The following is a 22,563-nucleotide window of genomic DNA, read 5'->3' as shown; positions in this document are numbered from 1 at the left end:
TTCCCTTGGTTGAAACGACTAATTGGCAGGTGAAGGGGGAAGAGGAGATTGAGTGAGCGAAATGAGATCATTGAAAAGCTGTATGAGCAGCATTTTGATGATGTTTATCATTATTTGTTATATTTTACGAATAGCAAGATAGAAGCGGAGGATCTGACGCAAGATACCTTTATTAAAGTATTTAAGGCTTATGAAACTTTCCGGCAGGAATCATCTTTGAAAACATGGATTTTGTCTATTGCCAGAAGAACGGCAATCGACCATTATCGAAAAAAGAAGATGATTTCTATTTTGCCTTCAATTTTAACGGATAGTAGAAAAAGTGAAGACTTTATTCCTGAAGAGGAAATGGTTCAAACCCACGATTGGGGTGTTCTGCAAAAAGCTCTAATTCATTTAAAGCCAGATTATCGCAATGTGGTTATCCTTCGAGGACTAAAGGAGTATTCGATTAAAGAAACAGCTGAAGTACTTGGATGGAAGGAATCAAAGGTAAAAGTGGATTACCACCGGGCTATTAAGCTCCTTAAAAAGTACGTTAACGATTCTAACGAAGGGGTGGTGATTTTCAATGAACGAAAAAATGTACGATAGTTTTTTACAGCCATTAAAAAACAGGCCAGATTTAGAACCAGACCAAGTGTTTAAAGAAAATCTTCACAAAAAATTGACCGCGATGGCTCAGGAACAGAAGACTGCAAAAAGAGGAATCCGAAAGCATCTTTTACCGAATTTACTTACAGCCGCCGTATTGATTATTGGGATGATTGCTGGTTACGATGTTATTTTTAAAGAAAAACATGAAATTGAATCGAAACATGCCACTCCCGCAGAGAATACAGTCATCAAACAGATGAAGCTTACAGATCAAAAAGCGAAGGAAACGGTGGGTCTAGCATTTGAACATGCATTGATCATTTATAATGGTGGCGGTCCAGAAATGGGTGAGGTGTTTTCCTATAAGGGTGAAAGTTACAGATATTTGGGTGAAGATTTCAATACAAAGAAAAAGATTCTTGCTTATTTACAAGATGTGTATACGAAAGAGGCGGCTAATAGAATTTTTGGAGCATTGGACATTATTGAATATCAAGGTAAACTTGCCCAACCAAACCGAGTGGCAAACGCGAATTTATTATGGCAACAAGCGGAAATTGCCAGTCGAAAGCAGATCAATGACGTAAACTGGAATATAGAGTTTAAAGTTCCGGTCGATCTGGCTGATACTGATCCATTTCGAATTTACCATATCGGTTTAAAGTACGAAAATGGGTGGAAACTCGATGGTTCGCTGCCTTTTAGTGCAAATATCGAAGGAGTAAAGGTAGAAGAACCCGTTGTTGACTCAGGTTTTCAGTTAAATGATGAACAAATGAAAGTTTATAAATCTTTTTCTAGAGATTTAAACGAAAACCATTTAAAAGATCTTGATCCAGTGAGTATTGCAATGCTGTATGTCCAGGCAGAATTTGAAGGGAGATACGACATTGCCTACGCCCTTTATACCGATAGGGCAGGGTATGTGCAGTGGACGAAGGAGTATGATGAGAAAATCCCAGTCTCCAATCGTCCGGTAAGAAAGATTATTCCCAAAAGCTACGCAGGACTTGCAGAAGGGAAGTTTATTAAAACCGGAGAATTTACGGGCTATGTTCAATTTACCAATTCCGTGGGTGAGCATGGTTTCCAAATGGTTATGGATGAAGATGGAATTTGGAATGTGGCCTTCATGCCATTGCAATAAAGGAAACGAACACTAAATCAAAACGAAAAAGCATGATAATGTTCCATCATTATCATGCTTTTTCTGTATTATTTTATTTGTACAAATACAAATAATAAGGCGTCATACTGATTGTTTTGCTTATCAATATTCAGATTTTGTACAACAATCGTCATTTTAACAAGATCATTTTCTTTAGTAAAAGTTGCTTCTTCTGCCGAGATTTGCTCCTTCATACCCTGATAATTATAAAACTTATCATAGATTTCCTTGGTGTTAAAGGTAAGTAATTCCTGACCATTTTCACTCTTTACTTTTATATCTATTCGATTTTTATTGAAATTTTTCATTAAGGTATACGACTTTTCGTCTTTTTTAATAACACAAATCTTTTGGTTTTGTTGCTTATCGTACATATTAACATCAGTCTGTACAAAGAGGTCGTATCCTGTGATTGAAATAGGCGTAGAAGGATCCAAGTTTACATAAACTGGCTGTTTGAAGTCTTCGTCTACAGGTTCTTGATACTCTTTAAAGCCAAATGTTTCTGAAAAATCCTCATATACTTTAAAATCTTTTGGCAACCAGGAGATATTCTTGGTGTAACCCATCTCGTCTAGGTAATAAACGGTTTTTGTAATTGTCTTTTTATCCTCGTCGGGGATGGCTTCTTTTGGCTTAATTTTGTTATTTTCAAGCATATTATTTTTTACTAGTACGTTTTCAAGTATTTTGATTTGACTTGTACGGCTGATCGTGAACGCATCAACAGGTGGTACGATAGAAACAGCTGCAAAAACGATTAACATTGCTGCAATAATGCCGTTCTTCCGTACAGGTAATATACTGAATAAAATCCCTGCTGCTGCAGCATACACACCAAACAAAATCACATAATAGCGGGTATGTGTGATTCCTGTATCATTTAAACTTATAACGGATGACGCGATTTGAAAAAGGACGATCGGTACTAATATCTTAGGGAAAACCTTTCTGAAAAAGGCTGTAAACTTATTTTCGATTTCGCTAGCCAAGATATAAACCAAGATTACCGTAATCGCATAGGAAACGAGCATTGGTTCTAGTAAGTTGTCAGTCCAAAAATCTCCTCCGATATTTTTCACAATGTAAATTACTATGATTAAGGTAAATACCGCAATCAAAGGAATAACAATATAAGATATTAGGATTTGTAAAAACTTAGGGCAATTTGCTGCGCTATCGATTGTTTCCTTTTTACGGTTCCATTCCGCTTGGGTTTTTTTAGGGTCGTGGGTACCGAGATAAACTGGAATGAGTGATAAAAAATATATCGGTGCAAAAATACTGAAGATAATGTTTGCTGCATGTGAATATGCTTTATAATCAATCGAGAAAATTAATAGGTCAGTAGCCCCAAGAATGATGCCAACACCAGCCATAATAATTCCTGAGAAAAATAATGAGATGAAAAAGGACTTAAAGGCGATCATGAAGCTGGAATTAAAAGTAATGCTGCTTTTTATCACGGGAACCCAAATGAAAGCAATAAGCAGGGCGAACAATGCGACTCCTGTTCGAATACCCATTTCCATACTAAGTGAGTCTGTTGGTTTAATAATGAGGTAGTATCCGGCCGATAAAAGGACAGCGGCTCCCATTAAAGTAAATCGACTAGTAGAATTAGAATAGAAACGTTCATAGATCATTTGACATACCGCACTGAGAAATGCGCCCACAATAAAGGTCAAGATAAATTGCGTCTGATCTTTCTCTGCATTGATACTATAAGCAATAACAATGGCAGAAGCTAAGAGAAATAGTGTCGTCAGCGGGAAACGGGTAATGGCATCCGTTAATCCAGTAAGACGATCTTGTAGCTTTTTCATCCATTTCATCTTCATCGAACCCCCTTTATTTTCTTTATTTATCTTCACTAATAAAAATTCCCTTTCTTTAAAAAATATTTCCAATTCCTTCATACAATTATATCATATGGATAAACTGGTGTAAATTTACACTTTATTTTCGGGGGACAGTCCCCCAGCGCGTTAATACTGCACTACGCCGGGGGACTGTCCCCGTAAAGGGGGGTTATGTATAATATAATTAATACAAAATTATTTTAAGGAGTAATAATGAATAAACCATCTATTTTTTTAAGATATTTAGAGATAAGTGATGCAGAGGGGATGCTTGTAATTCGGAAAGAAAACCGCGATTTTTTTCAGGCATTTGAACCTACGAGAGATGATTCGCATTTTTCATATGATCAGCAATTAAGGGAAATTCAAAAAGCAATTATAGATATTAAAAACGATAGTTCCTATACTTATGGCATTTTTCATCGTGAATCCCAACAACTCATCGGCAGAATTACCTTATCCAGTGTCGTTCGCGGCCCCTTTCAAAATGCTAACCTTGGTTATTATCTAGATAAAAAACATAACGGGAAAGGCTATGCGTCAGAAGCAGTTCGTTCCGTATTAAAGCATGCATTTGAAGAATTACAACTTCACAGGGTTCAAGCAGCTGTCATGCCTAAGAATATAGCCTCTAAACGTATTCTAGGAAAGGCGGGGTTTAAAAAGGAAGGATATTCCCCCAAATACTTGAAAATAAATGGGGTTTGGGAGGACCATGAGATTTACGCAATTACAGTAGAAGATTATGAACCAATAAAAAAAAGAGTCCATGAAGACTCTTTGATTTAAGTCTTATCCATTCTTTTCAAAAAAGAAAAACACATTTGTGATCCATTTTGCTATGATTGCACCGCAAATGTAGAATAAAAATAGATGAAAGAAATTCGTCCCACCTTCGAATTGAAAGAAGTGGAGGGCTGACAAGATGGGTTTTAAGCCGAAGGCAAATAACGCACAAAAAATGATGGCATAGATGTAGTAATTTTTCTTTCGTTTTAGTGTCCATTGATAAAGTAACATAAACACAACAGGGATGAGTGATGTATCTAAGGTAATGCTGATTGGAAGGATCGGAACAAGCTTATAAGGATACTCCCATAATCCAAGTCGGGTGGCAAAACCATCTATATATCCAGCCATCATATGGACACTATAACCAAAAAAGCCAATGTGAAAGGCTCGCTTTCGATCAATAGTAAAAAATAAAATTATAAGTGGCAGGATAAACAAAATGGCATTCACCCAAAAGTGCCAAGTATCAATGTTGGAGTATTTGGACCAGTAGTCAATCCAACCATCTGACAGTTCCTTTTGAATCCGTCCCAACCGTTCAAAACTGTTGACCTGAACATCCTTCATATATGAATCCCTCTTATCAAAAATGTATTCATAAAATTAGTTTGTCGCCAATTAAAAAATTTACTCAAAATTCCCCACTCTAATTACATTAAAACCAATTATTGGTAAGTGGAAGAGCATGGCGTTATAATTAAACTATGTTTACAAACGGGGTGAAGGAAATGGCCAAAGAGGTTGTAATTAAAGAATATTCCAGAAAGTATCAAGAGGAAGTGCTCGAATTAATACTAAACATCCAGCAGAAAGAATATGGTGTAGCCATTACGAAAGAGGATCAGCCTGACTTATTAAAAATTGAAGAGTTTTATCAAACAGGAAATGGGAACTTTTGGGTTGCTCTTTCAGGTGACCGAGTAGTAGGAACCATTGCATTATTGGATATTAAAAATGGTCAGACGGCACTTAGAAAAATGTTTGTGGCCAAGGAATTTCGAGGAAAAGTCAATCAAACGGCGAGTCTTTTGCTCAATAAACTTTTTGACTGGGGAAATGTAAAAGCAGTTACAGAAATTTTTCTGGGTACTACCCCACAATTCCTTGCAGCCCATCGTTTTTATGAGAAAAATGGATTCCAGGAAATCAATTCAACGGAATTGCCCGAGAGTTTTCCTATCCTAGCAGTGGATAAAAAGTTTTATAGATACTCTTCTTAAGATTAAAGGTATGGTACCATAAGGAGCTGAATTAATGAGCGAGTGGAAGAGTTGGGGGAAATCTTTGTTTATTGCGATTGGAGTAACCATTACCGTAAGAACCTTTTTCTTTACACCATACATAGTGGAAGGGTCATCCATGGAGCCAACGCTGCACAATCAAGAAAAGATTTTTGTAGAGAAAATGCCTTGGAACGATCATTTTAATAGGGGAGAAATTGTTATTATTGATGGAAAAGAAGAGTTCTATGTAAAAAGAATCATCGGTCTTCCCGGCGATTTGATTCTCATGAAAAATGATCAGTTATTTGTAAATGGTGTTCAAACTAAGGAACCTTATTTAACGGAAAACCGGAAGGAAGCGATGCAGATTGGCAATCGGTTAACAGGTGATTTTGGGCCGATAACCGTACCCGAAAATCATTTCTTCGTAATGGGGGATAATCGATTATATAGTATGGATAGCAGAAACGGCTTAGGTTTTATTAAAAAAGAAGATATCGTAGGTCATAGCCAATTTGTCTTTTTTCCTTTTACTGATATAAGAAATACTAAGTAAGCCGCGCGTTTCTACGATGAGTAGAGACGCTTTTTTTAAAAAATAGGCTCCATTATCCATTTTTTTGCATTGACTTATCGAACTGTATAATATAAAGTTACAGTATAAACTGATTAGGAAGGATGGGTGACGATGAACAGCGATTTCGTAATTGCTCTACATAGTCTTGTTTTATTAGCTAACTTACCTAATCAAATGGCCAACAGTGAGGTCATTGCTGAAAATGTTTGTACAAATCCTGCTAGAATTCGAAAAATTATGAGTACATTACGAAAAAGCGGGTATGTAAAGACTAAAGAGGGCATTGGCGGAGGCTATGTGCTAGAATGCGACCCTGAAATAACAACCTTGTCTCAAATATATCAGGCCATGTCGGTAGGTTCCCTTAAACCGAATTGGTGTACAGGTGATCCGGAAAAAGCCTGCGTGATTTCTTCAAATACTCAAGTGGTAATGGACAATATTTTTACTGAAGCTGAGATGCATCTACAATCCTATTTAAAGCAAGTCACGATTAGCAATGTCCTTGAAAGGATAAAGGGCTGTAAGTTGAAGGAGTAGGCTTCTTCTTTTTTAAGAGTGTTTATCTCGATTTCGTAATAACTTATTTCAAAATACTTTATTTGTAAGGAGTGTGTTTGAAAATGGTTACTCTATTCTCTACACCAAGCTGTACTTCTTGTCGTAAAGCTAAGGCGTGGCTCGAGGAACATCATATTGATTATACAGAAAGAAATATATTATCACAGCCGCTGACTAAGGATGAAATTAAGTCAATCCTTCGTCTAACTGAAGATGGAACAGATGAAATTATCTCTACTAATTCTAAGACTTTTAAAGAATTAGATATCAACATTGAAGCTTTACCATTGCAGGATTTATACGAGTTAATTATTAATAATCCCAAAATCTTACGTCGTCCCATAATGCTGGATGAAAAAAGACTGCAGGTTGGCTATAACGAGGAAGATATCCGCAGTTTCCTACCACGCAAATTACGTACATTTATTAACTTAGATACACAACAGGCAGCTAGTTATTAGTCAATAATATGCGGGGGGAAATGATTCGTATGTACGAATCATTTCCCCCCGCTTTTTCTTTGCATGAAAAAAATATTCAAATCCTACGGCTACCTAAATCAATTGCAGTTGATTTTATTTCTATTTCCGGAAATTTCGTGAGTGAAAATAATTTGTCGTTATGTTATGATTATCCATAACAAAAAACGGTTGGAAAAGAAATACATTACACAAACAGCATTGATCAACTTATGGGAGATGGACAGAGTGCTAGGTTGGAAACGAAATTTATGGGTGTTATGGATTGGGGTCTTTTTTACAGCGGCAAGTTTTTCTATGGTCATTCCTTTTTTACCGATATTTCTTCTGCAAATAGGGGTCAACGAACATACGGAAATGTGGTCAGGCTTGTTATTTAGCTCAGCTTTCTTCGCAGGTGCCATTGCAGCCCCATTCTGGGGAAGGGTGGCAGACCAATACGGCAGAAAACCGATGATTGTCCGAGCGGGTATCGTTCTCTTTTTTATCTATTCCTTAATGGCCTTTGTCACAAATCCTTATGAAATATTGGTGCTGCGTATTTTGCAGGGCTTGCTTAGCGGCTTTATTCCAGGTGCTATTGCCCTAATAGGAACAAATACACCGAATGAAAAAGTGGGCTATGCTCTGTCGTTAATTTCAACAGCTTCAGCGTCCGGGACCATAATCGGGCCACTTCTAGGTGGAGGTATTGCTCATCTTGTGGGAAATAGGTGGGCTTTTGCAAGTGCAGGAAGCATCGTGCTTATTGCCACACTATTAATTATTATTTGGGTAAGAGAGGAAAACTTCACTCCAAGCAAGGAACGCGGTTCTGTTAAAAAGGATCTTCAAATTGCGTGGACCAACAGGCCGTTTATGCTCGTCCTTCTTCTGTTGGTTGTAACTTCATGTTCAGTGATGACAATCGAACCTGTTCTTCCATTATATATTGTCAAACTTGGTGGATCTTCTGACAATGCCTCCCTTATTGCGGGTCTTGTATTTTCTCTCCCTGGAATTGCTTCTGCCATTTTTGCACCCTATTGGGGGAGATGGGCAGATAGAATTGGTTTTCAACGAGTACTATTCATTGGTTTGTTAGGGGGAGGAATAGGGATGCTTGCACATATTGTGTTTAGCGATATTTGGGGCTTCTCACTTGTCCGATTCGCTTTCGGTATATTCTTCTGTGCGGTTTACCCAGCTTTAAATGGTCTTGTCGTTAAGTCAACCGAAAGTGAATTCCGTGGAAGGGCATTCGGTTTAAGTCAAACAGCGAACCAGATTGGCGGAATGGTTGGTCCTATTCTCGGGGGCTTCATTGGCGGTATGTTCCCCGTCACGATTGTTTTTATTGTCACGGGTATCTTACTTTTAGGCGCAACAACTATGGCATATTGGAATACAACTTTACAGAAACATCCAGTAAAGAGAAAGGCTGTTTCTTAAATACAAAAAGGACCCATTTCATTAACGGGTCCTTGCTTATTTTTCTTCTGGCAGAGGCATAAAAATGGTCACAACGGTTCCTTCTCCTTGAGACGACTTGATGTCAATCGTGCCCTGGTGGTTTTCGACGATTCGCTTACACACCATTAACCCTAATCCTGTTCCTTTTTCCTTCGTCGTATAAAACGGTTCGAATAACCGTTTTTGTCGCTCTTCAGACATTCCAATCCCATAATCTTGTATTTTAATAGAAAAATATTTGTCATTTTCATTTTTTAGTGATATTTCAATGTTTTTATTCGTTGTCGTTGCCTCAATGGCATTTTGGAAAAGATTGATTAAAACCTGCTTGATTTGGTTTGGATCACAAAAAGCGTTTATGGAAGAGTCCAGGTTTAATGTAATATTAACGCTATTTAAATTAAATTGTGGATTCATGAAAAAAATAACACTCGAGATTAAGGAGCCGATATTGATTTCTTTACACTCCAAACCTTCTGTAGGTTTAGCAATAAACATAAATTCACTTACAATGGTATTGATACGGTCTAATTCATCTAACATGATTTCGAGATATCCTTTGAAGGAAGGATCTTGAATACTCTCATTTAGAATTTGAGTAAAACCCGTAATGGAGGTGAGAGGGTTACGGATTTCGTGAGCAATACCTGCAGCTAATTCACCAACGAGCGAAAGCTTCTCCATTTGCCGCAACTTCAACTCATTTTTCTTTTCAGTGGTTATATCAATGGCTGTCCCATTTACTTCAACGGTTTCTCCATTAATGACCATGGGATTTAACGAAGCAATATAAAAAGAACCGTTAATTTCTCCTTCATAATTGACAGGACCATTGTTCCAAGCCATTTCATAAAATTTTTCCTTCTGTTTTGCTATTTTTGGAGGTAAAAATTCAAAAAGTGTTTTACCAACTACACAGGAAGAGGAAATTCCTAATTTTTCTAGGAAGTCACCCTCACTAAATGTATGGATATATTGATTATCTTTTTTAATAAACTTAAAGACAAATCCATTCTGACGTGGTATCAGATTTCGGTAATCAATGTGGTTTTTGATTGTTTCCATAGACACACCCTTTTATGTTCTATTTTTCTACTTAATAGTTCTTGTTTCATAGTGGAAATTCCTTTATTTTTATCATTTCACCTTCATTGAATTTGTTCATATCTTCTCTTCGTCAACATACATATAAATTAGAGAAAGAAGCTATGTGAACATCAAGGACAAGCATCAATTTAGAAGCATGGAAAAATTTTTGATTGAAAAAGGAGACAAAATGGAATTCCTACAAGAACTGTTGCATAGCTACAGTACATTTTTTTCTTTTGAAGAATTACGAGAGGTCTTTTCTAATCCTGCCAGTTGGGGTGTAATCGGAACTCTGATTATTCTAGAAGGATTATTGTCCGCCGATAATGCCCTTGTACTAGCAGTTTTGGTGAAGCATTTGCCAAAAAAACAGCGTAAGAAAGCTCTGTTCTACGGGATTTTTGGTGCCTATTTGTTTAGAATCCTAGCCATTGGTCTAGGAGTCACATTAATTAATGTAGGATGGATCAAAATTGTTGGCGGCCACTACTTACTATGGATTGTTTTCCAAAACTTCTTAAAAAAGGATGACGAGGATGATGATGTTCAAAATAAGAAAATGAGTTTTTGGAAAACCGTGTTAACAGTTGAGTTACTGGACATCGCATTTAGTTTGGATAGTATCATTGCCGCGTTTGGGGTTTCTAACCAGGAATGGGTCTTGTTTTTAGGAGGGGTGTTAGGAATCTTATTGATGAGGGGTGTGGCAAATTTATTCCTAGCATTGATTGAGAAAGTTCCTGAGTTTGAGACTACAGCCTTTATTTTAATAGCTATAATTGCTGTTAAAATGATAGCATCGGCCTTCGGCTATCATTTAGATGAAATGCTTTTCTTTAGTATCTTAATCATTGTGTTTATGGGGACCTTTATCGTTCATATGCTAAGAGGGAATTCTGGTAAAGAAAGGACTATGTAAATATTTATAAAAGCGGTCGCGTAGCAGGTTATCTACGCGACCGCTTTTTTTTTAAAATCATCTCTTTAAACAATGCATTTCTTCTTCCGCTTGATCCCAAGGAACAGAATAGCCTTGGCCTTTTGAACAAAAGATGGAGGAAGAGGTATATTCCGGATCTGCATCTTTGTTGTAGTGTATTCTCTCCATTACTTCATTTGGATTATGGCAAGGGTAGTAACCGCCGAACACTAGGTTCAACGTCCCTTTTCCCTGGGTAATTGAAGCAAATTCTGAGCTATAGTTCATAAATGTGGCTACAGGAACTTTGCCAGTGATGACCGCTTTGTTGCCTTCCGTCATCGGTGCATCAAAACTGCCGTGGGCATTTTGTATATCAGTTAAAACCCTTCCCAGGTCATCTAAATCCATTTTCATTTTAAAATGATAGAATGGTTCAAGGAGAACATTATCTGCTTTTTCAAGACTTTGTCGTAATGCTCGGTAGGATGCCTCTCTAAAGTCACCACCAGATGTGTGTTTATTATGAGCTCTCCCTGTTAATAGCGTGATTTTTACATCTGTCAGTGGGGAACCAGTTAATAACCCGTGATGATTACGTTCAAAAAGGTGATGTCGAATCAAATTCTGTGTACTGACAGGTAAATCTTCTGTATGACACACGTTGTCGAAGGAAATACCACTATTTCTTGTAGCTGGCTCCATTTTAAGATGAACTTCTGCATAATGTCCTAACGGTTCAAAATGACCGTAGCCGATCACTTCCGTATTGATAGTTTCCTTATATAATATTTCTGGTTCGCCAAAAAGTACGTCCATGTGGAACCGTTCTTTAACAATCTGCTTTAATACTTCAAGCTGAATCGTTCCCATGACCCGAATATGAACTTCTTGAGAGCGTTCCTCCCAAGTTACATTCAACGCAGGATCTTCCGCGTCAAGGATAGTGAAAATTCGTAACACCTCTTTAACGTGAATGGAGGGGTCAAAGATTACCTTTGATTTTAGGGCAGAACTGATTTCATAGATTGCTTTTTCTTTTATTACCCCTAAACCATCTCCAGCAGAAGTAGCGGAAAGACCTGTTACAGCAAATAATTCACCTGCAGATACCTGGTCGGCAGTGCTAAACTTATTTCCATTATATATACGTATTTGAGTGATTTTTTCATTGAGCTGACTGTCAGAATCGCCATAGTTGATTTCATCTCGTACTTTAAGGGTCCCGCTTAGCGCTTTAATAAAAGTTAGTCTTGTCCCTTTTTCATCATAGCGAATCTTATAGACTCTGCCTGCAAATGGGAGATTACCATTATAACTAGTCGAAGTTAACAGGTCGATTTTTCTAAGAAAACTGTCTATACCGATGTCTTGGAGAGCTGAGCCTGAGGCACACGGGAACAATTGGTTATGATTAATAAGGCTTTGCATCGTTTTAAGCCAAACATTAGGCTCATAGCCTGAATCCATATACTGCTCCAAAAGTTCTTCATTTCGTTCGGCGATAAACTCAATTAATTCCTCATTCATGTCACCCTCGGTCAGTGTCTCGGTTATATCACAGACATCACGGGTGAGATTATTCCGTATTTCTTCCATAACTCTAGATACATCTGCACCCACGCGATCTATTTTATTAATAAAGAAAATAGTAGGTACTTGATGTTTTTGTAGAAGACTCCAAACTGTTTCAGTATGACCCTCGATACCCTCGACGGCACTAATAATAATTACGGCATAGTCCATTACCTGTATGGATCGCTCCATTTCAGGGGAAAAATCCACATGTCCCGGAGTGTCGATGAGAAAATACTCTGATTGATTAAATGTAAACGTGGCTTGATCTGCAAATACGGTAATCCCTCGTTGCTTTTCTATTTCATGCGTATCGAGAAAGGTATCCTGATGGTCAACACGCCCTCGTTGTCTAATCGCTTTCGTGTGGAAGAGCAGTTGTTCGGCTAAAGTGGTTTTTCCTGCATCCACATGCGCAAACATGCCAATCGTTTTTTTCATGATGCACCTCAATTTTTCCTAGTTCGTTTGTAAAGTATTATAACAAAATGAGGGATGCCTCTCCTAAAAAGTTGCTATTATCTTAAATATATAGAAAAATAGACTTATAGCTAGTAGAAAGTTGAGGTGTGTTATTTTTTGAGAAAACTCATCGTACTATTTCTAGGTGCCTATGCATTTTTTTATCTTGGACAAAGAGACCTTCTTCCTTCTATAGATCAAATTAAAAATTTCCTGGAGTATTTGGATTCTCCATTACAAGAACAGGCAGAGCCCGAGAATCAGGAGACACCTCCTCAGGTATCAAGTCAGGAGACAGTGGATGAACCAAATACGGAGACATCCATCCCAACCACTTCGGATGGGAAGTATAAACCGACTGAGATCCAAACCTACTTAGTAACCGTAAATCACGGAAAATTAGTTGTTACAGGCAAACCAACACCATATGGCAAATTTAATAAGGCAGATGGTGTTATTTTATTTATCCAAGAACAGCGTGCAGATAAGAAGACGACGATTAAGGTCCCTTTTACTAAAGGGAAGGTTCATTATGAATATCCGCTTACGTATTCAGTAGGGGATGTGATCATTAATGTGGATGAGTATTATAATGGAAAAGAAGATGATCCTAACCGGGTTCTTGGTTATGCAGAATATCATTTAACCGATGGAGATCCATATTTATTGCCAAGCTTTATGGTACAGAGTAATGACCCTGGTTTGGTGGCACTTGCACAAAACATCACAAATGGAAAAAAAACAGATGAAGAAAAATCTAAAGCCATTTTCTCTTGGGTGGCAAAAAATGTTTCCTATAATGCGCCATTGGTTAATTCGACCAATCCACCTATGTACACCGCGCTTCAAGCGTATCAAACTCGAAATGTTCTTTGTTCAGGATATGCTCATTTAAGTGCAGCTCTGCACCGTGCGGTAGGAATAAAAACGAAAGTATCTTATGGAGAAAACCATGCTTGGAATGAAGTGCTGCTGAATGGGGTTTGGCGCTCAGAAGACCCTACCTATGGTTCCGGATTTATCAACGCGAACACACAGCAATTCGTCCATCATTATCAACCCGCTTATTTTTCAAAAACGGATAAACACAAGGAAGGCGAATATCCGTGGTAGAAAAAGCTGAATCCAGAATTTAGGTGGATTCGGCTTTTTACATAATGAATGTTTTTATTAATTATAGTGTAACATGGATGAAAAAGAATCATTGAGAGGATGTAGGATGGATATGAATATCCTATTATCGTTTTTACAAATACTTTTCGTTAGTTTTTTGGAGTTGTTGTATCTCTTTGGTGTGATTATAGCGGTGGGTTTGGTATTAGGAGTTCTAGAAAGGTACTCAAATACCTATCTCATCAAAGCGTTCGGCTCAAGGGGAGTTATGTTAACAGCGTGGATCGGAACTCCCATCCATGAAATTGGTCACCTAATTCAGTGTTTTATCTGGGGACATCGAGTCACTAGAATGAAATTATTACAACTCAACAGTCCATCGGGTGTACTGGGATTTGTTGAACACCAATATAACCGGAATAGCTGGTATCAGCAGGCAGGGAATTTCTTCATTGGGCTTGGACCCATTTTTAGCGGGATTGGTTCCATAATCTTAAGTATGTACTTTCTGATGCCGGAAACATATCATGCTTTTGTTACCGAAATTCATCGGCATGTAACCATAGGAAATTTAGAATTTACATTTGTAAAGATCATTACAGGAGCAGTACTTATAATATATAAAACCCTATTTACAGTTGATAATTTGTTTAATCGGCTGTTTTGGATTTTTCTCATCATCGCAATTTGTATTTCTTCGCATATAGCATTAAGTAGAGCGGATATAGAGGGTGCGGCAAAAGGACTTATCACCATTTATTTTCTACTCCTATTATTTAATCTTATAGCTGCAGTTTTTCAAATGAACAGCTACGGATTGATTGTTAAAATTTCTCAAATGAATGCGTTTGTTTTAGCATTTTCTAGTGTCGCTTTATTTTTTTCTTTACTCACCCTCCTGATAAGTATCCTCGTTTATAGCATAATAAAGAAAATTCGATAGAAAGTGTAAGAGTAACAAGGCAAGCGGCCTTGTTAATTTTTTGTTTATGTAAATACAAGAATGAGTACAAATTAAAAACGACAAACTATAACGTGGTTTCTTAATCCAATAGAAGGATTTGATTATTAAGTCCTGAACAAGATATTTTAAAAGATGTCAATTCGTAAAAAGGTGGGATACCGGTGATGAATTCAAAGTATACGGGATTGTTTGAGCCGTTCTCGTTTAGAAGTGGCGTTTCATTGAAAAATCGGATAGTCATGGCTCCTATGACAAATTTTTCTTCTAATCCAGATGGCACGGTCACTGATGCAGAGGTAAATTATTATGCTAGGCGTTCTGGTGGAGTCGGAATGGTTATTACAGCCTGTACCTATGTAACAGCCAACGGGAAAGGGTTTCATGGCGAATTCGGTGGGGACCGCGATGATTTGATCCCTAGTTTAAGGCAATTAGCTCTGGGCATTAAAGAAAAAGGGGCAAAAACCATTCTACAAATTTTCCATGGTGGTCGTCAGGTGCCACCGGAATTAGTGCCGAATGGGGATGTTGTTAGTGCAAGTGCAATCCCAGCTGATGGTGCAGGAAAGCCTACACCAAGAGAACTCTCGGATCAGGAAATAGAATCCATCATTAAAGACTTTGGTGAGACCACCCGCCGAGCGATTGAAGCAGGTTACGATGGTGTAGAAATTCACGGAGCAAACGGATACTTAATACAGCAATTTTTCTCTCCACACTCCAACCGCCGTGAAGACCGTTGGGGTGGAAGTATTGAGAAACGGTTAACCTTTCCGTTGGCGGTTGTTGATGAAGTGAAAAGGGTTGCAAAAGAACATGCGAAAGGACCATTTGTCATTGGATATCGGTTCTCTCCTGAAGAGGCAGAAACTCCTGGAATTACCATGGCTGATACATTAGTTTTAATTGATGCCTTAGCTAAAAAGGACTTAGATTATCTGCATGTTTCCCTACAGGATTTCTGGTCTAAACCGAGACGGGGTGTTGATGACACGCGCTCTCGAATAGAAATTATTCAAGATCGGGTGGGCAGCCAAGTTCCGGTCATTGGCGTTGGTTCCATCTATACGGTAGACGATGCCGCGAAAGCCTTCCAAACTGGAGTGCCTTTACTTGCCTTAGGTCGTGAAATCATTATTGATCCTGATTGGGTACAAAAGGTGGCTGAAGGAAGGGAAAATGAAATAAATACGAAGATTGATAAAGATAAGCAACAGGAGCTAGTGATACCTGATCCCCTTTGGCAAGCGATTGTTCACACACCAGGTTGGTTTCCAGGAATTGAATAGTTTTCTAATCAGCGTCCCAGTATTGGGATGCTTTTTTTGCAAATAAATCGCCTTTAACTGTCGTTAGGATGACTGCCACTATACGAAATTTTGTCTTGTAATTAGGAAATAGTGGTAATATTTAAATGAATGGATGTAAGAAAGGAAATAACCATGAAATTTTTAAATAAATCATTGGCGCAGGAAATTGTTGATCGAACAATGCAAATTATCAAGCGGAATATCAATGTCATGAATGATAAGGGTGTAATTATTGGATCGGGTGATGCCTCTCGAATCGATTCAATCCACGAGGGAGCCCTTCGTGTCATTGAAACCCAGAAGGAATTTGAAATTGAGGAACAGGAAGCAAAAGGTCTACATGGGGTAAAAGCAGGTATTAATCTACCTATCAATTTTAATGGGACGGTTGTTGGAGTCATTGGTATTACAGGATATCCGAATGAAATCCGCAGCTACGGGGAACTCGTGAAAATGGCAGCGGAAATGATCCTCCAGCAGGCTGTGTTACTCGATCAAATGCAGTGGGATGAAAGGTTGAAGGAGGAATTAATCAGCCAGCTTTTGCATAGCCCTGAAAACCTCAATTCTCTTTATTTTGAGAGAGTTCGACGCTTAGGCATCGATTTGGAGATTCCGCGCATCGCAATCATCCTAGCAGCAAAGGATAGGGCAAAAGCTTTTAAGGCCTTGCGCGATCGGTTGGATAGAGATGATTTACTTGCCATGCATCCAAATTATCTAATCCTTTTAAAAAAAGTGACTAATCTAGATGTTGCTAGAAATAGAAAGGAACTGAAAAAATGGGCTGAATCTGTTACTAAGCATCTGGGACTAGATACAAAACTTAATATAGGGAACTATCACCCTTCTTTAACAGGAATAGCGGAATCTTATCGTGAAGCGGTCTTGACTTCCTTTGTAGGCGAAAGAATGAATCCAGAAAAGTTTATTCATTTTTATGACGAGTATAAAATCCCTGTTTTACTTGTTAAAGCAAAACAACTTGGTATTGGGGCGGATTTTGAAAATTATTATCAGCTATTAAAGGAGAATGACAAAAAAGGTGAATTAGTAGAAACTTTATTAGCATATATAGAGGAAAATGGTGATGGACATGCTGTTACAGAAAAATTGTTCATACATCGAAATACCTTAAGATATCGAATGGATAAAATAACAGAAATCACAGGCAAAGATCCAAGGAAGATAAAAGAGTTGCTTGAATTGTATTTATCCGTCATCCAAGAGATTATCAATTAATTGTGCAAATGCACAAAAGACCTGTTAGAATCAGGTCTTTTTTTTGATGAATCGCCCAATGAAAACGCCACCGCAAACGCTTACAATAAGTGTATATACAGACGAGGAGGGAATAGGGAATGGATGCACATATTCAAGTAAGCGCTTTAGGTGCCATTTGTGCACTTGTAATTGCCATTGTTTTAATCTTAAAAAAGGTCTCACCTGCATATGGGATGATTGCCGGAGCGTTAATTGGCGGACTCATAGGCGGAGTGGACATTACAAATACCGTAACTTTAATGATGGAAGGTGCCAAAGGGATTATTCCAGCTGTACTTCGAATTTTAGCTGCTGGTATTTTAGCAGGTGTCTTAATTGAATCAGGGGCGGCTGCGGTCATCGCTGAGACAATTGTTAAAAAACTAGGAGAAACAAGAGCCTTACTTGCACTTGCTGTAGCGACATTAATCTTAACAGCTGTTGGAGTATTCATTGATGTTGCCGTTATTACTGTTTCACCGATTGCTCTAGCCATTGCTAAAAGAGCTGGGATTTCTAAAACTGCTATCCTGCTTGCTATGATTGGCGGAGGTAAAGCGGGGAACATTATGTCACCAAACCCAAATGCGATTGCAGCTTCAGATGCCTTTAAAGTTCCATTGACTTCCATAATGGCTGCTGGTATTATTCCTGCCATTTTTGGACTGGCTGTGACTTATTTTATTGCCAAAAAGCTTGTGAAAAAAGGTTCTACTATCAAAGATGTTGAAATCCAAGCACACACTGGTGGAAAACTTCCGCTATTTTTACCTGCGATTGTTGCTCCACTAATAACCATTATATTATTAGCACTTAGACCATTGTTCGATATTAGTATTGACCCAATGATTGCCCTACCTGTGGGAGGAATCGTGGGTGCACTCGTTATGGGAAGAGGAAGAAAAATTAACGAGTATGCGGTATCCGGATTAGGAAAGATGTCAGGAGTCGCGATTATGTTATTAGGAACGGGAACACTTGCTGGAATTATTGCAAATTCTGGATTAAAAGATTTGTTAATTGAAGGGTTAAATACACTTGGCCTTCCTGGTTATGTCCTTGCTCCTGTTTCAGGTATCTTTATGTCAGCTGCAACGGCTTCAACGACTGCAGGAACAGCGGTAGCAAGCCAAGTATTCAGTGGCACAATCCTAGGAATGGGTGTATCGGCTATTGCGGGGGCTGCTATGATTCATGCAGGGGCTACTGTGTTAGACCACCTGCCACACGGAAGCTTTTTCCATGCAACTGGCGGTAGTGTGAACATGGAAATAAAAGAGCGCTTAAAAGTTATTCCGTATGAAACGCTTGTTGGTTTAACAATGGCCATTATATCAACCTTAATTTATGGAGTGTTTCACTTTTTTGGATAAACAAACGACCATTAGAGGTCCGCAAAATGGATAGGAGAGGAATCCAAATGAAGATTGTTATTGCACCTGATTCTTATAAAGAAAGTTTATCAGCTTTAGAGGTTGCAGAAGCAATTGAAAAAGGCTTTAAATATCATTTTCCTGATGCAGAATATGTAAAAATCCCGATGGCAGATGGTGGAGAAGGGACCGTTCAATCCCTTGTCGATGCAACGGATGGAGAAATTATTCGAAAAACAGTAACTGGTCCACTCGGTGACCCTGTAGAAGCGTTCTTCGGAATTCTTGGTAATCAGCGTACAGCCGTGATTGAAATGGCGGCAGCTTCTGGTTTACATTTAGTACCACAGGAGAAACGAAATCCTTTACAGACAACAACGAGAGGCACAGGAGAATTAATCTCCGCTGCTCTAGATTATGGTGTAGACCATATTATTATCGGTATTGGTGGAAGTGCCACGAATGATGGTGGTGCAGGGATGGCTAAAGCATTAGGGATAAGGTTGAACGATAGGAATGGTATGGAAATTGGTGAAGGCGGCGGTTCGCTTGGAGAATTGGCTTCCATTGACCACACTCATTTAGATCCACGTTTAGTAAATGTAAGTATTGAAGTAGCCTGTGATGTAGATAATCCACTAACAGGTGAAAGAGGAGCTTCCGCCATTTTTGGTCCGCAAAAAGGAGCGACTCCAACGATGGTTAAACAATTAGACCGGAATCTTGATCACTATGCAGACATTATTGCTCGTGAGCTAGGAAAAAATATTAAAGATGTAGCTGGAGCAGGAGCTGCTGGGGGACTTGGGGCTGGTTTGTTAGCCTTCTTGCCTTCTGTATTAAAACGGGGTGTCGATATCGTAATCGATGCAACAGGCTTAGCTGAAATGGTGGAAGATGCTGATTTAGTGATCACTGGGGAAGGGAAAATCGATCACCAAACCATATTTGGTAAGACACCAATCGGAGTGGCTAAGACGGCTAAGAAGTTTGAGGTGCCTGTAGTTGGCATTGCTGGAAACCTTGGAAAAGATAGTCAAGTTGTACATGACCATGGAATTGATGCCATTTTTAGTATTGTTCCAGGTGTCGTAGTATTAGATGATGCCTTTAAGCACGCGGCGGAATATGTAGAAAGAACGGCCGCTAATATCGCTGCTGTTTGGAAGATGAAAGGATAAGCATAATGCCTGACCCTATAACGGGGTTAGGTTTTTTATTTGGAAAAATTAATGGAATTTTTTAATCGTATTGATTAAAAATGTAAAACGAATTAATATAGAGTCATTAATGACTCTTAAAAAGGAGGCGGCCTTTGGTGGCTCCAATTGTATCAGATGAACACAAGGAAGAAAGAAAACTCCTTATTCTTCAAGCCGCAAAAGAAGTATTTATAAAAAAGGGATATAACGCAACCACGATACAAGATATCATCAATCATTCTGGTGTAAGCAGGGGTGGAGTATATACATATTTCCAAAATACCGAGGATATTTTTATTGAGATTTTAAGAAGAAGAGACTTGGAAGATAAATGGAATCTCGAAAGTATTTATACCTCAGGAAAGACAAACTGGGGAGCACTAACCTTCTTGCTTGAACAAATTGAAAAAAATATAGTAAGTCAAAGTAACCTTTTAATTCCAGCGATTTAGGAATACTATTTTACGATTGGCTGGCAAACCAAAAAACATCTTCCCTTATTAGAAGCACGGATTGAACAAGCTAGGAAAGGGTTTATTTCTATTATTCAAAAAGGAACGGAAGAACATGAATTTTCTCCTAGGCTGCCAATAGAAGGTATTGCAAGCACCATCATTACATTTTGTGATGGAATTTATATAAACTGTTTTCATTTGGGACCTGACAAGACGAATGTAAAAAAACAGTTTCAAGCCTTTCGTGCTTATCTAGCTTTTGCGTTAGAAAAAAATACTGAATAGGAAGTGCTTTATGAAAGAAACAAAACTTGGCGGGTTCGCCGCACTGATCGTAGGAGTATTATATCTTTTAACGGTTGTCATTGTCTTATTATCACCACCTGGTGAAAATGCAGTAGTAGACCATGTGACATACATGAATAGATTAGTAGCCGTTCACTATATTCTCGGGTTCGTAGGGGTTCTTGGAATTATGGTAGTATTGGCAATATCCAACTCACTCGAAAAACATACAATTGCAAGTGAGTGGTATTCATATACAAAAGTAATGGCTATCATAGGTTTTTCCTTACTTGCAATCAATAACTTTCGCCAGGTAGGTTTGGACCATGAATTAAGTCACGAAGCGATGATGAAGGGAGGAGTAGTGCTTGACACCATCGTAATGTCTTGGGCAGGGCTTGTTGAGTTGAGTCCGCAAGGTTGGTTAGACTTTGGGTTTGTCGGGTTATGGATCCTCACGGTAGGCTTTTTAACATATAAACATTTGAAAAAGAAGATTATTTCTATCTTTGGTATCGTTGGAGGCATTTGTTTTATTTTTACCGTCCTCGGAAATGTGACAGGAATTTCTGTTCTTGTCATGATTGGGATGGGCCTTGGAGGTTTAATCATTGTTCCCCTTTGGTTTATATCATTTGGTATACTGTTAATAAAGCAAGATCAAGCGCTCTCGACAATTCGTGTATCAAAAGAAGAAATGAAACCAATTAATTAAAGGGGAAACTAATGATGATTAAAGAGGGAATGATTGATGTAATTGGGGGAAAAGTCTGGTATCAAATGATTAATGAAGATGCACAAGGAACTCCGGTCATTATTTTACACGGTGGACCTGGATCATCATGTTATTCATTACAAAAAGGGCTGAAGGAACTTGGTGAAGAACGTCCAGTTGTTTTTTATGATCAATTGGGATGCGGCCCGGTCTGAAAGGCCAACAGACAACTCCCTTTGGCAGTTGGAACGCTTCGTGGAAGAATTAGGTCAAGTGAGAGAGGCGCTAAATCTGGATGACGTACATATTCTCGGTCACTCTTGGGGGACAACACTCGCTGCAGCCTATATGTTAACGAAACCAAGTGGTGTAAAAAGCGTGATATTTTCAAGCTCTTGCCTAAGTGCGCCATTGTGGGAGCAAGATCAAAAAAGAAACCTTCAAAAGCTTCCCATCGACATTCAAGAAACAATTAAACGGTGTGAAGAAAATGGGACGACCGACACAGAGGAATTTAAAGAGGCAACAGATGTATTTAACAAAAATTTTGTATGCCGCTTAGATCCTTTTCCTGAATGGTTAAAACAAGGGTCAAAGTATAAAAATCCTGAAGTATACAACATCATGTGGGGCCCTTCCGAATTCACGGTTCTCGGAAATCTAAAGGAATTTGATTGTACCTCTCAATTAAAAGAGATTGATTGTCCTACTCTATTTACATGTGGTCGTTTTGATGAAGCAACTCCAGAATCAACAGAGTACTTTAGCAGTTTGACACCAAATTCAAGTTTCCATGTGTTTGAAAAAAGTGCACATATGCCATATCTTGAAGAAACTGATGAGTATCTGAGGGTTGTAGGGAGCTTTTTAAGAAAAAATGATTCTAAATAAATCTATGGCGAGACGAATTGGTCTCGCTTTTTAGGCTTTTTGGAAATAATATTCCATTGTAACAAGTGAATCTATTACTATATGATTATCCTATCAGCTGGTACTAAATTACTAGTTTCGGAGGGATAATTTCTGTTTAATAAAACCATTTTATTTGTGGCTGTGTTTACTTTATTTCTATCTGTTTTCACATTTACTTACGACACCTCAGCCCAAGAGACAGAACCCATTGTTAA

Annotated in this window: 22 protein-coding genes and 1 pseudogene; 19 read left to right on the top strand and 4 right to left on the bottom strand. The window is 38.3% G+C overall.

What is annotated here, in order from left to right:
• Positions 1–48 precede the first annotated feature (48 nt).
• The gene (locus QE429_RS14375; protein WP_307287847.1) at positions 49–594 is read left to right on the top strand and encodes an RNA polymerase sigma factor; all 546 of its coding nucleotides are present in this window, start codon (positions 49–51) and stop codon (positions 592–594) included.
• Entirely contained in the window at positions 572–1,744 is a 1,173-nt protein-coding gene (locus tag QE429_RS14370) for a DL-endopeptidase inhibitor IseA family protein (protein ID WP_307287846.1), read from the top strand. Before QE429_RS14375 ends, QE429_RS14370 begins: the two co-directional genes overlap by 23 nt.
• A gap of 68 nt (positions 1,745–1,812) precedes the next feature.
• Here the strand turns inward: QE429_RS14370 and QE429_RS14365 are convergent, their stop codons facing one another.
• On the bottom strand, positions 1,813–3,606 hold the full coding sequence (locus tag QE429_RS14365) for a DUF4153 domain-containing protein (protein WP_307287844.1): 1,794 nt from the start codon (positions 3,604–3,606) through the stop codon (positions 1,813–1,815).
• A 234-nt stretch (positions 3,607–3,840) separates the two neighbouring features.
• Here QE429_RS14365 and QE429_RS14360 point away from each other — a divergent pair, with 234 nt between their 5' ends.
• Positions 3,841–4,416, top strand: coding sequence for a GNAT family N-acetyltransferase (locus QE429_RS14360; RefSeq protein ID WP_307287842.1), 576 nt, complete (start codon positions 3,841–3,843; stop codon positions 4,414–4,416).
• A gap of 3 nt (positions 4,417–4,419) precedes the next feature.
• Here QE429_RS14360 and QE429_RS14355 read toward each other — a convergent pair whose 3' ends face one another.
• Positions 4,420–4,986 carry a CBO0543 family protein gene (locus QE429_RS14355; protein ID WP_307287840.1) on the bottom strand — a complete coding sequence of 189 codons (567 nt, stop codon included), beginning with the start codon at positions 4,984–4,986 and terminating at the stop codon, positions 4,420–4,422.
• Positions 4,987–5,147: 161 nt separating this feature from the next.
• Here QE429_RS14355 and QE429_RS14350 point away from each other — a divergent pair, with 161 nt between their 5' ends.
• The 5 genes from QE429_RS14350 (at position 5,148) to QE429_RS14330 (ending at position 8,690) form a co-directional block, all read left to right on the top strand.
• On the top strand, positions 5,148–5,639 hold the full coding sequence (locus QE429_RS14350; protein ID WP_307287839.1) for a GNAT family N-acetyltransferase: 492 nt from the start codon (positions 5,148–5,150) through the stop codon (positions 5,637–5,639).
• A 34-nt stretch (positions 5,640–5,673) separates the two neighbouring features.
• On the top strand, positions 5,674–6,198 hold the full coding sequence (lepB, locus tag QE429_RS14345; protein ID WP_307287838.1) for a signal peptidase I: 525 nt from the start codon (positions 5,674–5,676) through the stop codon (positions 6,196–6,198).
• A gap of 132 nt (positions 6,199–6,330) precedes the next feature.
• The gene (locus QE429_RS14340; RefSeq protein WP_307287837.1) at positions 6,331–6,759 is read left to right on the top strand and encodes an RrF2 family transcriptional regulator; all 429 of its coding nucleotides are present in this window, start codon (positions 6,331–6,333) and stop codon (positions 6,757–6,759) included.
• Between the two features lie 83 nt (positions 6,760–6,842).
• On the top strand, positions 6,843–7,241 hold the full coding sequence (spxA, locus tag QE429_RS14335) for a transcriptional regulator SpxA (RefSeq protein ID WP_307290822.1): 399 nt from the start codon (positions 6,843–6,845) through the stop codon (positions 7,239–7,241).
• Positions 7,242–7,487: 246 nt separating this feature from the next.
• Complete coding sequence (locus QE429_RS14330; protein WP_307290821.1) at positions 7,488–8,690, top strand: MFS transporter; 1,203 nt, start codon at positions 7,488–7,490, stop codon at positions 8,688–8,690.
• Positions 8,691–8,726: 36 nt separating this feature from the next.
• Here QE429_RS14330 and QE429_RS14325 read toward each other — a convergent pair whose 3' ends face one another.
• Positions 8,727–9,776 carry an ATP-binding protein gene (locus QE429_RS14325; RefSeq protein ID WP_307287836.1) on the bottom strand — a complete coding sequence of 350 codons (1,050 nt, stop codon included), beginning with the start codon at positions 9,774–9,776 and terminating at the stop codon, positions 8,727–8,729.
• Between the two features lie 211 nt (positions 9,777–9,987).
• Here QE429_RS14325 and QE429_RS14320 point away from each other — a divergent pair, with 211 nt between their 5' ends.
• Positions 9,988–10,719 carry a TerC family protein gene (locus QE429_RS14320; protein WP_307287834.1) on the top strand — a complete coding sequence of 244 codons (732 nt, stop codon included), beginning with the start codon at positions 9,988–9,990 and terminating at the stop codon, positions 10,717–10,719.
• A gap of 57 nt (positions 10,720–10,776) precedes the next feature.
• Here QE429_RS14320 and QE429_RS14315 read toward each other — a convergent pair whose 3' ends face one another.
• Positions 10,777–12,735, bottom strand: coding sequence for a GTP-binding protein (locus QE429_RS14315; RefSeq protein WP_307287832.1), 1,959 nt, complete (start codon positions 12,733–12,735; stop codon positions 10,777–10,779).
• Between the two features lie 138 nt (positions 12,736–12,873).
• Between QE429_RS14315 and QE429_RS14310 the strand changes: the two genes are divergently transcribed.
• From QE429_RS14310 to QE429_RS14270, 10 genes and pseudogenes are all read left to right on the top strand, one after another.
• Entirely contained in the window at positions 12,874–13,869 is a 996-nt protein-coding gene (locus QE429_RS14310) for a transglutaminase domain-containing protein (RefSeq protein WP_307287831.1), read from the top strand.
• A gap of 106 nt (positions 13,870–13,975) precedes the next feature.
• Entirely contained in the window at positions 13,976–14,812 is an 837-nt protein-coding gene (locus QE429_RS14305) for a hypothetical protein (protein WP_307287830.1), read from the top strand.
• 185 nt (positions 14,813–14,997) lie between these two features.
• A complete protein-coding gene (locus tag QE429_RS14300) occupies positions 14,998–16,122 on the top strand; it encodes an NADH-dependent flavin oxidoreductase (RefSeq protein ID WP_307290819.1) in 1,125 nt (374 codons plus the stop codon).
• 153 nt (positions 16,123–16,275) lie between these two features.
• On the top strand, positions 16,276–17,385 hold the full coding sequence (locus tag QE429_RS14295; RefSeq protein WP_307287829.1) for a sugar diacid recognition domain-containing protein: 1,110 nt from the start codon (positions 16,276–16,278) through the stop codon (positions 17,383–17,385).
• Between the two features lie 119 nt (positions 17,386–17,504).
• Positions 17,505–18,779, top strand: coding sequence for a GntP family permease (locus QE429_RS14290; RefSeq protein WP_307287828.1), 1,275 nt, complete (start codon positions 17,505–17,507; stop codon positions 18,777–18,779).
• 47 nt (positions 18,780–18,826) lie between these two features.
• Positions 18,827–19,960 carry a glycerate kinase gene (locus QE429_RS14285; protein ID WP_307287826.1) on the top strand — a complete coding sequence of 378 codons (1,134 nt, stop codon included), beginning with the start codon at positions 18,827–18,829 and terminating at the stop codon, positions 19,958–19,960.
• A gap of 137 nt (positions 19,961–20,097) precedes the next feature.
• Positions 20,098–20,433 carry a TetR/AcrR family transcriptional regulator gene (locus QE429_RS14280; RefSeq protein ID WP_307287824.1) on the top strand — a complete coding sequence of 112 codons (336 nt, stop codon included), beginning with the start codon at positions 20,098–20,100 and terminating at the stop codon, positions 20,431–20,433.
• Positions 20,434–20,448: 15 nt separating this feature from the next.
• Positions 20,449–20,721 (top strand): hypothetical protein, encoded by a 273-nt coding sequence (locus QE429_RS24465; protein ID WP_373463256.1) that lies wholly within the window; start codon positions 20,449–20,451, stop codon positions 20,719–20,721.
• 10 nt (positions 20,722–20,731) lie between these two features.
• A complete protein-coding gene (locus QE429_RS14275) occupies positions 20,732–21,436 on the top strand; it encodes a hypothetical protein (RefSeq protein WP_307287822.1) in 705 nt (234 codons plus the stop codon).
• Between the two features lie 11 nt (positions 21,437–21,447).
• A pseudogene (locus QE429_RS14270) lies at positions 21,448–22,327 on the top strand (proline iminopeptidase-family hydrolase).
• Positions 22,328–22,563: the final 236 nt, after the last annotated feature.

The sequence above is a fragment of the Bacillus sp. SORGH_AS_0510 genome (assembly GCF_030818775.1).
GTDB lineage: Bacteria > Bacillota > Bacilli > Bacillales > Cytobacillaceae > Neobacillus.
The sequence above is the reverse complement of the archived record's forward strand: the minus strand, read 5'-3'. Positions and strand labels throughout refer to the sequence as shown.

What these genes read in the sequence shown, in the direction of transcription:
- QE429_RS14370 (WP_307287846.1), top strand. Translation starts at nt 572, where the DNA reads ATGAACGAAAAAATGTACGATAGTTTTTTACAGCCATTAAAAAACAGG.
- QE429_RS14365 (WP_307287844.1), bottom strand. Translation starts at nt 3,606, where the DNA reads ATGAAGATGAAATGGATGAAAAAGCTACAAGATCGTCTTACTGGATTA.
- QE429_RS14360 (WP_307287842.1), top strand. Translation starts at nt 3,841, where the DNA reads ATGAATAAACCATCTATTTTTTTAAGATATTTAGAGATAAGTGATGCA.
- QE429_RS14355 (WP_307287840.1), bottom strand. Translation starts at nt 4,986, where the DNA reads ATGAAGGATGTTCAGGTCAACAGTTTTGAACGGTTGGGACGGATTCAA.
- QE429_RS14350 (WP_307287839.1), top strand. Translation starts at nt 5,148, where the DNA reads ATGGCCAAAGAGGTTGTAATTAAAGAATATTCCAGAAAGTATCAAGAG.
- lepB (WP_307287838.1), top strand. Translation starts at nt 5,674, where the DNA reads ATGAGCGAGTGGAAGAGTTGGGGGAAATCTTTGTTTATTGCGATTGGA.
- QE429_RS14340 (WP_307287837.1), top strand. Translation starts at nt 6,331, where the DNA reads ATGAACAGCGATTTCGTAATTGCTCTACATAGTCTTGTTTTATTAGCT.
- spxA (WP_307290822.1), top strand. Translation starts at nt 6,843, where the DNA reads ATGGTTACTCTATTCTCTACACCAAGCTGTACTTCTTGTCGTAAAGCT.
- QE429_RS14325 (WP_307287836.1), bottom strand. Translation starts at nt 9,776, where the DNA reads ATGGAAACAATCAAAAACCACATTGATTACCGAAATCTGATACCACGT.
- QE429_RS14320 (WP_307287834.1), top strand. Translation starts at nt 9,988, where the DNA reads ATGGAATTCCTACAAGAACTGTTGCATAGCTACAGTACATTTTTTTCT.
- QE429_RS14315 (WP_307287832.1), bottom strand. Translation starts at nt 12,735, where the DNA reads ATGAAAAAAACGATTGGCATGTTTGCGCATGTGGATGCAGGAAAAACC.
- QE429_RS14305 (WP_307287830.1), top strand. Translation starts at nt 13,976, where the DNA reads ATGGATATGAATATCCTATTATCGTTTTTACAAATACTTTTCGTTAGT.
- QE429_RS14300 (WP_307290819.1), top strand. Translation starts at nt 14,998, where the DNA reads ATGAATTCAAAGTATACGGGATTGTTTGAGCCGTTCTCGTTTAGAAGT.
- QE429_RS14295 (WP_307287829.1), top strand. Translation starts at nt 16,276, where the DNA reads ATGAAATTTTTAAATAAATCATTGGCGCAGGAAATTGTTGATCGAACA.
- QE429_RS14290 (WP_307287828.1), top strand. Translation starts at nt 17,505, where the DNA reads ATGGATGCACATATTCAAGTAAGCGCTTTAGGTGCCATTTGTGCACTT.
- QE429_RS14285 (WP_307287826.1), top strand. Translation starts at nt 18,827, where the DNA reads ATGAAGATTGTTATTGCACCTGATTCTTATAAAGAAAGTTTATCAGCT.
- QE429_RS14275 (WP_307287822.1), top strand. Translation starts at nt 20,732, where the DNA reads ATGAAAGAAACAAAACTTGGCGGGTTCGCCGCACTGATCGTAGGAGTA.